At 31.6% G+C, this 11,579-nt stretch carries 10 protein-coding genes; all 10 read left to right on the forward strand.

What is annotated here, in order from left to right:
- Positions 1–38: 38 nt before the first annotated feature.
- Positions 39–1,055, forward strand: coding sequence for a PTS sugar transporter subunit IIC (locus tag LQ675_RS06395; protein ID WP_048539562.1), 1,017 nt, complete (start codon positions 39–41; stop codon positions 1,053–1,055).
- Positions 1,052–1,366: a thioredoxin family protein gene (locus LQ675_RS06400; protein ID WP_037588574.1), complete on the forward strand. Its 315-nt coding sequence runs from the start codon at positions 1,052–1,054 to the stop codon at positions 1,364–1,366. The genes LQ675_RS06395 and LQ675_RS06400 overlap by 4 nt, the downstream gene beginning before the upstream one ends.
- 155 nt (positions 1,367–1,521) lie before the next feature.
- Positions 1,522–2,400: a DUF1444 domain-containing protein gene (locus LQ675_RS06405; RefSeq protein ID WP_025905281.1), complete on the forward strand. Its 879-nt coding sequence runs from the start codon at positions 1,522–1,524 to the stop codon at positions 2,398–2,400.
- 12 nt (positions 2,401–2,412) lie between these two features.
- Positions 2,413–3,018 (forward strand): YtpR family tRNA-binding protein, encoded by a 606-nt coding sequence (gene ytpR, locus LQ675_RS06410; RefSeq protein ID WP_075578035.1) that lies wholly within the window; start codon positions 2,413–2,415, stop codon positions 3,016–3,018.
- Positions 3,019–3,025: 7 nt separating this feature from the next.
- A complete protein-coding gene (locus LQ675_RS06415; RefSeq protein ID WP_142398880.1) occupies positions 3,026–6,232 on the forward strand; it encodes a DNA translocase FtsK in 3,207 nt (1,068 codons plus the stop codon).
- Between the two features lie 22 nt (positions 6,233–6,254).
- Entirely contained in the window at positions 6,255–7,568 is a 1,314-nt protein-coding gene (gene murC / locus LQ675_RS06420) for a UDP-N-acetylmuramate--L-alanine ligase (protein WP_048539565.1), read from the forward strand.
- Between the two features lie 84 nt (positions 7,569–7,652).
- A complete protein-coding gene (locus tag LQ675_RS06425; RefSeq protein ID WP_048539566.1) occupies positions 7,653–8,204 on the forward strand; it encodes a DUF948 domain-containing protein in 552 nt (183 codons plus the stop codon).
- 92 nt (positions 8,205–8,296) lie between these two features.
- Positions 8,297–8,959 carry a YtxH domain-containing protein gene (locus LQ675_RS06430; RefSeq protein WP_239727224.1) on the forward strand — a complete coding sequence of 221 codons (663 nt, stop codon included), beginning with the start codon at positions 8,297–8,299 and terminating at the stop codon, positions 8,957–8,959.
- A 257-nt stretch (positions 8,960–9,216) separates the two neighbouring features.
- Positions 9,217–10,296 (forward strand): bifunctional 3-deoxy-7-phosphoheptulonate synthase/chorismate mutase, encoded by a 1,080-nt coding sequence (locus LQ675_RS06435; protein WP_048539568.1) that lies wholly within the window; start codon positions 9,217–9,219, stop codon positions 10,294–10,296.
- A 258-nt stretch (positions 10,297–10,554) separates the two neighbouring features.
- Positions 10,555–11,544: a catabolite control protein A gene (gene ccpA, locus LQ675_RS06440; protein WP_025905288.1), complete on the forward strand. Its 990-nt coding sequence runs from the start codon at positions 10,555–10,557 to the stop codon at positions 11,542–11,544.
- Positions 11,545–11,579: the final 35 nt, after the last annotated feature.

Here is an 11,579-nt window from a genome sequence, read left to right on the forward strand (position 1 = left end):
ATTTTTTATTGTATAATCCATTTAAGGAGTGTGAATAAATGGAACGCGTAAAATCTTTTTTTAATCGAACAATTATAGATGGTTTAAGTTATATGGCTTTAGGTTTGTTTAGTACATTAATTGTTGGACTTATTATTGAAACTTTAGGCCAATCATTAAATACATATTTTGATACATCAATTATGATAGAAATAGGCAAGTTAGCTCAAACTTTAACAGGTGCTGGGGTAGGGGTAGCAGTTAGTTATGGTTTAGGCGCATCACCACTCATTATATTTACAACTGCAGTAACAGGCATGTATGGATATGAACAAGGTGGCGCTGTAGGAAGTTATTTATCTTCAGTATTTGCGAGTGAACTCGGAAGATTATATTCAGGCAAAACTAAAATAGATATTATTTTATCACCGATTTTAACGTTATTTATAGGTGCAGCTATTGCAAAGTTTATAGCGCCATTTATCGATGCATTTATGAAAGCATTAGGAAATTGGATACAATTAAGTACTGATCAACAACCTTTATTAATGGGGATATTCGTTAGTCTTATTGTTGGTCTTACACTAAGTAGTCCAATCTCAAGTGCGGCTTTAGCGTTAATGCTCGGCTTAAGTGGAACAGCGGCAGCAGCAGCTACAATAGGTGGATGTTGTCATATGATCGGATTTGCAGTAACAAGCTATAAGGATAATGGTATTTCAGGCGTTATTGCACATGGTATTGGTACAAGTAAACTTCAAATTCCAAATTATTTAAAGCAACCCTTTATATTAATACCACCAGTCGTAGCAAGTATTGTTGTAGCACCAATTATGACAGTCTTTTGGCCAATGGAAAATAATGCTGCTGGTGCTGGAATGGGTTCAAGTGGACTTGTAGGGCAAATTATGACGATTAAAACAATGGGTAGTACGACAGAAGTATACTTACAAATTGCTTTCTTCCATTTCTTATTACCTGCAGTAATCAGTTTATTTGTTTATCATTTATTGAAGAAGTATCATATAATTAAAGATGGTCAACAAACATTAATGATAGGAAGTGCAAAGAAATGAAACAATTAACGTCAATCGAAGAATACAAATCGTTGATTAACGAACCCACAATATTTATGTTCACAGCATCTTGGTGTCCGGATTGTCATTTTATAGATCCTGATTTACCTGGACTTGAAGAGAAATACAATCAATATCAATTCGTATCAGTTGATCGTGATGAATTTATTGATTTATGTCAAGAAGTTGATGTTATGGGTATTCCAAGTTTTATTGCTTATAACAACGGTCAAGAACTTGGTAGATACGTTGGTAAAGAAAGAAAAACAATTCCACAAATTAGTGCATTTATTGATGGATTAAATAATTAAAATTATATAAAAAAAGCAGGTCGAAAAAAGTTTCTTTTATTTTCGAATTACCTGCTTTTTTATTTTATTTAACTTCATTTAAATATGTTTATCACTGTTACATAACTGCGATTTGTTGTAAACTATATGGAGGTATAAAAATAGGAGTGTTAAGTATGAATGTCTTTCAAATGAGAGATTTATTAAAAGACCGATTGAAAACTTTAGATGCAAATTTTAAGTTTGATAGGGAAAATGAAAGTTTAAGAATTGAACGTACAGATAATCAAAAAGGGCTTTCAGTTAAATTAGCTCCGATTATTGCTAAATATAAAAATAACGGTAATAAAACAATAGACGAAATCGTTTATTACGTCACTGAAACAATAAATGCAATGCAAGATGAATCCAATAAAGAAATTAATAAAATTGAAATCTTGCCTGTCATAAGGTCTACTAGTTTTCATAAAGAAACGAAAGAAGGTACACCTTTTGTCATTGATGAACATACAGCTGAAACAAATATATATTATGCGCTTGATTTAGGTAATACTTATAGACTAATAGATGAGTCTATGCTCAGTGAACTTAATTTAACGAAAGAACAAATTAAAGAGCAAGCGTTATTCAATATTAAAAAGAGAAAAACAACTTACAAGTCTGATGAAGTTCAAGGCAATACATTCTATTTCATTAATACGAATGACGGATATGATGCTTCACGTATTCTCAATCAGACATTCCTAAAAGATGTTTATCAAAATATTGAAGGGGAAATGTTATTAGCTACACCTCACCAAGATGTACTGGTGATTTGTGATATTAAAAATGAAATTGGGTATGATATTGTAGCGCAAATGACGATGCAATTCTTCCAAAATGGCTTAGTGCCAATAACATCATTATCATTCTCTTATACACCTGATAAACCTTTGGAACCAATATTTATTTTAGGTAAAAATCACTCTCGTAAGAGAAACCAAGAAGTTATTGAGCGATTAGAAAAAAATAGAGAAATATTTAAAAAAATGAAAAATAATCAAAAAAGATTGTAAGGAGTAGGAGAAATGAATTTATTTTATAATAAAAATGGTGTTGGCGATGTATTAATGGTTACTTTAGAACCTTTATTTGAAGAATTAGAATATGATTATCAAAATGATTTAACAATTATTAAAAGTGAAGATAAAATTGTTGGATTTAATATATTCAATGCTTCTAAATATGTTCAAATAGAAGGCAATGGCAATATTAAAGTTGAAGAGAAACACATTAATAGTATTCAAGACTTACTAGAGAAAAGTAATATTAATTATAAATTAGACGTTGATTTATCTCCTAAGTTTGTAGTAGGATACGTATCTGAAAAATCAAAACATCCTGATGCAGATAAACTATCAGTATGTAAAGTTGATGTTGGTAATGAAAAATTACAAATTGTATGTGGTGCTCCAAATATTGATCAAGAACAAAAAGTTGTTGTTGCTAAAGTAGGAGCCGTAATGCCTAGTGGAATGATTATTAAAGATGCAGAATTACGTGGTGTTCCTTCTAGTGGTATGATTTGTTCAATGAAAGAACTTGATTTAGAAGGTGCTCCAAAAGAAAAAGGTATAATGGTACTAGATGATAGTTATACTGTAGGAACACCATTCTTTGAAGACGAAAGGTAGTGAACCTATGAGTTGGTTTGATGATATATTCGGGCAATCGAAAAATGAACAAAAAAATGAAAAGCAAAAAAGCGATCAAGTGTCTTTTGATCATCATCCTGATGACGATTCAACTAATGAAGAAATTTATAGAAGACCTAAAGGCAAATTTAGATTTCCAATACAAATGGAATATGAAGAACAATCTAATGAAGAGCACCATCAACATGATAATGAAACAAGTCAACGAGAAGAGAAATATCATGATAGTAGATTTTATGATGAAAGCTCAGCTTCTTTTCCAACAAATAGAAGAAGACGTAGAAGAAATCGTAATGTGGATGCATATGAACCTGCTAAGAAGTCAAGAAGTTATGATCAGGATGTAACACATCATTACAATACGAAAAGTAAACAATCTTCTCAACGCTACGACAACAGTAAACGTTATAATGATGACTATCAATTTGAAGAAAGATTGAATGCATTACATCAACCAAAATTTAAAGCTTCTGAAGTGCCTTCAGCAATATTCGGTATGAGAAAACAAAAAGAAGTTCCTAATAGTGGTTTGAAAGATCATTCAACTAAATCAGATAATGATACTGAAAAAGAAAATAAACGTAAACAAAGTAGTGAAATCGTACAAGAAGTCCCTACTTATTCAAAGACGGATAATACGATTAACATTGAAAATATTTATGCTTCACAAATTGTTTCTGAAATTAGAAAAGAACGCGAGAAGAAACTTCAAAAGAAAAAACAATTTGAAAAAGCTTTAAGAGAAAAAAGAGAACAAGAACTTAACAGTCTTGATTCAGAAGAAACAAAGTCACAAATTAAAAACCAAGACTATTACTTAAAACAACAAGCTTCATATATTAAAAAAGATCCAAAAGATTATCAAGACGTGGAAGATGAATTACAAAATGACATACCCCAAGATGAATCAAGCGACTCTCAAGAAGAGACGGTTAATTCTAATGCGTTACAGCCAGACGTCAATGATTTAACTACATATGAATTTAAAGAGATAGACTTAGATTTTGATGATACAGAAGATGACATTAAACAAGACAATGTTGATGATATCATTGAAGAAGTTGAGACTGAACATGAAGAAGACAATTCAACTCATGATTCAATTGAAGAGGAAGCTTCAGAGGTTGAAGAAGTAGAATCGAGCAATGTAGTAGAAGACATTAGTGGAGCCGAAAATATTACTGAAGCTGAAGCAATACAACATTTTGAAGAAGATAATGAAGTTTCAAATGAAGAAGTTATCGAACCATCAGAAATAATAGAGACGCATGATTCTCTTGAAGAAGATGATGATGCATCGATTACACAATCTGATCAATTTGTCGAAGATGATATACATTTTGAAGAAGTAGAAGATTCTGAAGATGAAGAAATAGAAACAATCGATAATGCTGAAGATGTATTAACATTTGATGAAAATGAAGAAGATAATAATGAAAGCTTATTCGAGTCTGATCATTTTGAAGTGGAAAGTGATACAGAAAAACAAGAAGCGGATAATGTTATTGCAGAAGAAGAATCAAATAATAATCCAATAGAAGCTGAAGACACGATTCAACAACCTGAAGAACCTAAAGAAACAACTTCTCACGAACCTATCTTGAAACCTAAGTCTGTTAGAAAGTCTTCACCATTTAACGTGATGATGACACCTTCAGATAAACGCAAACATCAAGCATTTAAGAATTCATCAAATATCAACAAGACGCAAACATCTAACTTTCAAGAAACAGAAAATGAAAGCAACACTGAACAAAATGAGTCTAACCAAGCTGTTAAACGTAAAGGACCATCTTATGTACTTCCACCAGTATCTATATTAGATGATCTAGTTGAGGAAGAAGATAATAGTGAATGGTTAGAGGAAAAGAAAAAAGAACTAGATGAAGCTTTTTATCATTTTAATGTGCCTGCACATGTTGTCAATATGATACAAGGGCCAACTGTTACAAGGTTTGAATTATCTGTTGAAAAAGGTGTTAAAGTATCTAGAATTACTGCGTTGCAAGATGACATTAAGATGGCATTAGCTGCTAAAGATATTCGTATTGAAGCGCCTATTCCAGGTACAAGTTTAGTAGGTATCGAAGTGCCTAATCAAAGTCCTAAAAAGATTCCATTAGGCCAAATGATCACGTCTAAACCTTTTCAACAAGCAGAAAGTAAACTGACTGTAGCAATGGGCTTTAAAATTAATAACGAACCGCTATTAATGGATATTGCTAAGACACCTCATGCGCTCATTGCTGGTGCAACAGGTTCTGGTAAGTCAGTATGTATTAATGCTATCTTAACAAGTTTACTTTATAAAAATCATCCAGATGAGCTGAAACTATTACTGATTGATCCGAAAATGGTAGAGCTTGCACCATATAATAATTTGCCGCATTTAGTTGCGCCAGTTATTACGGATGTTAAAGCAGCAACTGCTAGTTTAAAATGGGCAGTTGAAGAGATGGAACGTAGATATAAGCGTTTTGCTGAATTACATGTTAGAAATATTACTGCATTTAATAAGAAAGCAAATTACGAGCAAAGAATGGCAAAAATCATTATAGTTATAGATGAGTTAGCTGATTTAATGATGATGTCACCTCAAGAAGTTGAACAATCTATTGCTAGAATTGCACAAAAAGCTAGAGCATGTGGTATACATATGATTCTTGCGACACAACGACCATCCGTCAATGTGATTACAGGTTTAATTAAAGCAAACGTACCAACAAGAATATCATTCATGGTATCGTCTTCTATTGACTCTAGAACAATTCTTGATGTTGGTGGAGCAGAGAAATTACTTGGTAATGGTGATATGTTATATCTTGGTAACGGTATGAATAAACCGATAAGAGTTCAAGGTGCATTTGTATCAGATGATGAAATTGATGAAACAGTAGAAAATGTTAGTAGTCAAATGAAACCTAATTATCTATTCAAAGAAGAAACATTGTTGAAAAAGGTAAATGAACAACCTGCTGATGCACTATTTGATGAAGTTTGTGAATTTATGTTAAACGAAGGTCATATTTCAACTTCACTTATACAAAGACATTTCCAAATTGGATATAATAGAGCAGCGAGAATGATTGATAATCTTGAAGAGAGAGGTTATATATCAGGACCTAACGGCTCTAAACCAAGAGATGTACTTATTACTAAAGATATGATAGAAGAAAGAGAAACTAACATTTAAGAAATAGAAGGAGTGACATGAAATGACATTATTTCATTTTGTCGGCATAAAAGGTGCAGGTATGAGTTCACTTGCACAAATCATGCACGACATGGGACATAAAGTACAAGGTTCTGATATAGAGAATACAGTATTTACTGAAATAGCATTAAAAAATAAAGGCATTAAAATATTACCTTTTGATGTAGAAAATATTCAAGAAGGCATGACTGTTATAGCAGGTAATGCCTTTCCAGATACACACCCTGAAATAGCAAAAGCTTACGACATGGGACTTGAAGTAAAAAGATATCATATATTCCTAGGTGAATTTATGTCTCAATATACATCAGTCGCTGTTACAGGTGCACACGGTAAAACATCGACAACTGGATTATTATCACATGTCATGAATGGTGATCAAAAGACATCATTCTTAATAGGTGATGGAACAGGTATGGGATTACCTGATAGCTCATACTTTGCTTTTGAAGCTTGTGAATATAGAAGACACTTTTTAAGTTATTATCCAGATTATGCGATTATGACAAATATTGATTTTGATCATCCAGACTATTTTAAAGATTTACAAGACGTAACAAATGCATTCCAAGAGATGGCTAGTAATGTAAAAAAAGCAATCGTTGCTTGGGGACATGACGCTGAACTTAGAAAAATTAAAGCGGATGTTCCAATTTACTTTTATGGTTTCGAACACGACAATGATGTCTATGCTGAAAATATTCAAACGTCTTCTAAAGGTACAACATTTGATGTATACTTCAAATCTAAAAACGAACTCATAGGTACATTTACAACACCTATGTATGGTGATCACCACGTTCTAAATGCATTAGCTGTTATTGCAATTTGCCATTTAGAAAAACTTGATATTGAAAATATTAAAGAAGCATTATTAACTTTTGGTGGTGTAAAAAGAAGATTTAGTGAAAGTTTTTACGATAATCAAATCTTAATCGATGACTATGCACACCATCCGAGAGAAATAAATGCTACAATTGAATCAGCTAGAAAAAAATATCCTGAAAATGAAGTGGTTGCAGTATTTCAGCCACATACATTTTCAAGAACAGAAACTTTCTTAAACGAATTTGCTGAAAGTTTAAACCTTGCTGATAAAGTATATTTATGTGACATCTTTGGTTCTATTCGAGAACAACAAGGTGAGCTGACAATACATGATTTAAAAGCATTAATTCCTAATGCGGATTTAATTAGTGAAGAATCTGTTTCTCAGCTACAAAAGCATGATAATGGTGTTATACTATTTATGGGTGCTGGAGATATTCAAAAAGTTCAAAAAGCCTATGTTACTTCACTATCACATTTAATATAATATGTTTATACTTTAATAGTGAGGGTATTAAATATTAGTAAATCGAATAAAGAATAGTTTTATAATTATTAGGAGGCGTTCAGTATGGATTGGATTTTACCAATAGCAGGCATAATTGCTGCGGTTGCATTTTTAATTATTTGTGTTGTCTTAGCACTATTTTTAATGCAATTATTAAAAACAGTTAAAGGAATTAATGAAACTTTAGATGGCATTCAAGGCCAAATACAAGGTATCACTCGTGAATCTACAGATTTACTTCATAAAGCTAATCGTTTAACTGAAGATATTCAAGATAAATCATTACGCTTAAACTCAGTAGTAGATGCGGTTAAAGGTGTTGGAGATTCTGTACAAACACTTAATAATTCAGTAGATAGAGTTACAAACTCTATTACACACAATATCTCACAAAATGAAGATAAGATTTCTCAAGTTATTCAATGGTCAAATGTTGCAATGGAAGTTGCAGATAAATGGCAATTAAGAAGAGATCGTAGAAGTAATGTATCGTACAAAAATAATGTAAATGCTTCTAAAGATTTTGAAGCGCAAGTGCCGAAAGACTACAATGAAAAAACAACATCAGGTGACAACTTAGATGAAGATAAAATTGGTGCAGGCTTGAAAAAATAAAGTGCATGGAAGCAAATAACAATCTTTTCAGGCTGAGGCATATAAAAAATGCCACAGCCTGATTTCTTTAATAAAATTAGGGGGAAAATAAAATGGAAAACAAATACAATAGAGATTTATATACACATGGTCTAGAAACATATGAAGCTGAATATGAAAAAAATACAAACGGTAGAGATTTTGTATTTGGTGTAGTATTAGGTACAGTAGTAGGCGGAATTGTTGGTTTATTACTAGCACCTAAATCAGGGAAAGAACTACAAGATGATTTAAGTGAGAAATCAAACAAAATTATCGATGACGTTAAAACTAAAACTGACGACTTAAAAGTTCAAGCTCAATCTAAAGCTGAAGAAATCAAAACACAAGCTGAAGAAAAGAAAGAAGAAGTCAAAACTAAAGTTGAAGATAAAAAAGCACAAGCGAGCGAAAAAGCAGAAGAAGTGAAATCTAAAGCTGCTGATAAAAAAGAAGAAGCTAGTCAAAAAGCGGAAGAAGTAAAAGCTAAAGCTACAGATAAAAAAGAAGAAGTTAAAACAAAAGCTTCAGAAAAGAAAACAGAAACTAAGAAAAAAGCAGAAGAAGTAAAATCTAAACAAGCTGAAAAGAAAGCTAACAAAGGCGTTGTAACAGCTGACGATGTAGGCGATGAAGAATTAAAAGCACAAAAAGGTGCGATTAAATCTGAAGTAGAAAATGAAGACTTAAAAGGTCCAAAAACAGTTGTAGAGAAAAAAACTTTCGATAAAAAATAATAAATAAGTGATGTATAACGCATATTATTTGTACTACCGAAAAGTTATAACATAACTTTTCGGTAGTTTTTTATATTGTAATGAACACCATTATAAATTAAAATATACTTTATTAGTCTGATTAGTAATAAACTTTAATATTTTTGAGATGTTGGGGTTGAATCAGATCATTTTAATTGTTATACTAACATCTAATTACTTATATATTTTATCGCTTTAAAGTATGTGAGTTAAATTGTTTACATGAGGTGAAAAGGATGTCAAATGAATTAGAGAATTTAAGAAAAAGAATTGAAGGTATTAATGATGAAATTTTAGCTTTATTACAAGAGCGTGGTACTTTAGCTAAAAAAATTGGTGAAGAAAAACGTAAACAAGGTACTCAAGTATATGATCCACAACGTGAAAAAGAAATGTTAAATCATTTAATTGATAATAACCAAGGACCATATAACGACAATACTATTAAGCAATTATTTAAAGAGATCTTTAAAGCTTCTACTGACTTACAAAAATCTGAAAATGAAAAACATTTATATGTTTCTCGTAAATTAAAACCAGAAGATACTATTGTACAATTTGACAATGGTGCAATTATTGGTAATAATAAAAAATCATTCGTATTCGGGCCATGTTCTGTAGAATCACAAGAACAAGTTGATACTGTTGCGAAAGAATTAGCTGATAGAGGCGAAAAATTCATTAGAGGTGGCGCATTTAAACCACGTACTTCTCCTTATGACTTCCAAGGTTTAGGTGAAGAAGGATTAAAAATTCTTAAAAATACTAAAGATAAATACGGTTTAAATATCGTAAGTGAAATTGTAAATCCTGCACACTTTGAAATGGCTGATGAATACTTAGATGTATTCCAAATTGGTGCAAGAAACATGCAAAACTTTGAGTTATTAAAAGAAGCAGGTAAAACAAACAAACCTATCTTATTAAAACGTGGTCTTTCTGCAACTATCGAAGAATTCATTTACGCTGCAGAATATATTCATTCACAAGGTAACAATAATATTATCTTATGTGAACGTGGTATTAGAACATATGAAAAAGCTACAAGAAACACATTGGATATTTCAGCAGTTCCAATTTTAAAGCAAGGTACACATCTACCAGTTATGGTAGACGTTACACATAGTACTGGTCGTAAAGACATCATGCTACCATGTGCTAAAGCTGCATTAGCAGTTGGAGCTGACGGTGTAATGGCAGAAGTACATCCTGATCCATCAGTAGCGTTAAGTGACGCTGGACAACAAATGGACTTAAATGAATTTGACGCATTCTACAAAGAAATCGTTGAAGCTGCTAAATTATACGAAAAATAATTTTCATATACATCGACTGGCGAAAAGTTATCATAACTTTTCGCCAGTTTTTATGTTGTAAATCAACACATGTTCGTTTGTTTTCTGAAAAACTATTTACAATTTACACAATACTCAAAAATATTAGAGCAATTGTATCGACAACATCTCTATAATCTTTTATAATTGTTAATTGTGAGTTCGCTTTCATATATTTTGAAAACATTATGAAAACGTGCTAGAATAAAGTAGAAAACGTTTTCAAGATAGGAGGATATTATGACTGTAACAATATATGATGTTGCAAGAGAAGCAAAAGTATCAATGGCAACAGTTTCACGTGTAGTGAATGGCAACCAAAATGTAAAGCCTTCAACACGTGATAAAGTAAATGAAGTAATTAAAAGATTAAATTATAGACCTAATGCTGTAGCTAGAGGTTTAGCAAGTAAGAAAACAACAACTGTTGGGGTAATTATTCCTGACATTTCAAATGTTTATTATTCTGAATTAGCTCGTGGTTTAGAAGATATTGCTACTATGTATAAATATCATACAATCATTTCAAATTCTGATAATGATAGTGAAAAAGAACAAGAGATATTTAATAATTTATTAAGTAAACAAGTTGACGGCATTATTTTCTTAGGTGGTACTTTAACAGATGAAACAGTAGACCTTATTGATAAATCATCAGTACCAGTAGTCGTATCAGGTACGAATGATAAAGACTCTAAACTTGCTTCAGTTAACATTAACTATACAGAAGCTAGTAAAGAAATTGCTGAGTCATTGATTAAGAAAGGTGCTAAGAAATTTGCATTTGTAGGTGGAGGATATTCAGAAAAAGCACAAGATGATGCTTTTAAAGGATTAGAACTTGCACTTCAAGAAGCTGGACTTGAAATCGAAGACAATGCTAAATTTGTTGGTAATGAAACATATAAAGATGGTAGTCGTGCTTATGAGGCTGTTTCTCAAGATAAGCCGGATGTTATTTTATGTATTAGTGATGAACAAGCAATTGGTATTGTACACGCAGCACAAGATGCAGGCGTTAATGTACCAAATGATTTACAAGTTGTAAGTTTCAATAATACAAGATTAGTTCATATGGTTAGACCTCAATTATCAAGTGTGACACAACCATTATATGATATTGGTGCAGTTGGTATGAGATTATTAACTAAATATATGAATGATGAACAAATTGATGAACCTAATGTGATTTTACCTTATAGAGTAGAATATAGAGGTACAACTAAATAATATAGAAAGACGAGAGCGGGACAGAAATCTAATTT

The organism is Mammaliicoccus sp. D-M19 (genome assembly GCF_022386695.1).
Lineage (GTDB): Bacteria > Bacillota > Bacilli > Staphylococcales > Staphylococcaceae > Mammaliicoccus > Mammaliicoccus sciuri.

Coding starts and splice junctions, on each gene's coding strand:
- LQ675_RS06415 (WP_142398880.1), top strand. CDS start 3,026: ATGAGTTGGTTTGATGATATATTCGGGCAATCGAAAAATGAACAAAAA.
- ytpR (WP_075578035.1), top strand. CDS start 2,413: ATGAATTTATTTTATAATAAAAATGGTGTTGGCGATGTATTAATGGTT.
- murC (WP_048539565.1), top strand. CDS start 6,255: ATGACATTATTTCATTTTGTCGGCATAAAAGGTGCAGGTATGAGTTCA.
- LQ675_RS06400 (WP_037588574.1), top strand. CDS start 1,052: ATGAAACAATTAACGTCAATCGAAGAATACAAATCGTTGATTAACGAA.
- LQ675_RS06395 (WP_048539562.1), top strand. CDS start 39: ATGGAACGCGTAAAATCTTTTTTTAATCGAACAATTATAGATGGTTTA.
- LQ675_RS06435 (WP_048539568.1), top strand. CDS start 9,217: ATGTCAAATGAATTAGAGAATTTAAGAAAAAGAATTGAAGGTATTAAT.
- ccpA (WP_025905288.1), top strand. CDS start 10,555: ATGACTGTAACAATATATGATGTTGCAAGAGAAGCAAAAGTATCAATG.
- LQ675_RS06405 (WP_025905281.1), top strand. CDS start 1,522: ATGAATGTCTTTCAAATGAGAGATTTATTAAAAGACCGATTGAAAACT.
- LQ675_RS06425 (WP_048539566.1), top strand. CDS start 7,653: ATGGATTGGATTTTACCAATAGCAGGCATAATTGCTGCGGTTGCATTT.
- LQ675_RS06430 (WP_239727224.1), top strand. CDS start 8,297: ATGGAAAACAAATACAATAGAGATTTATATACACATGGTCTAGAAACA.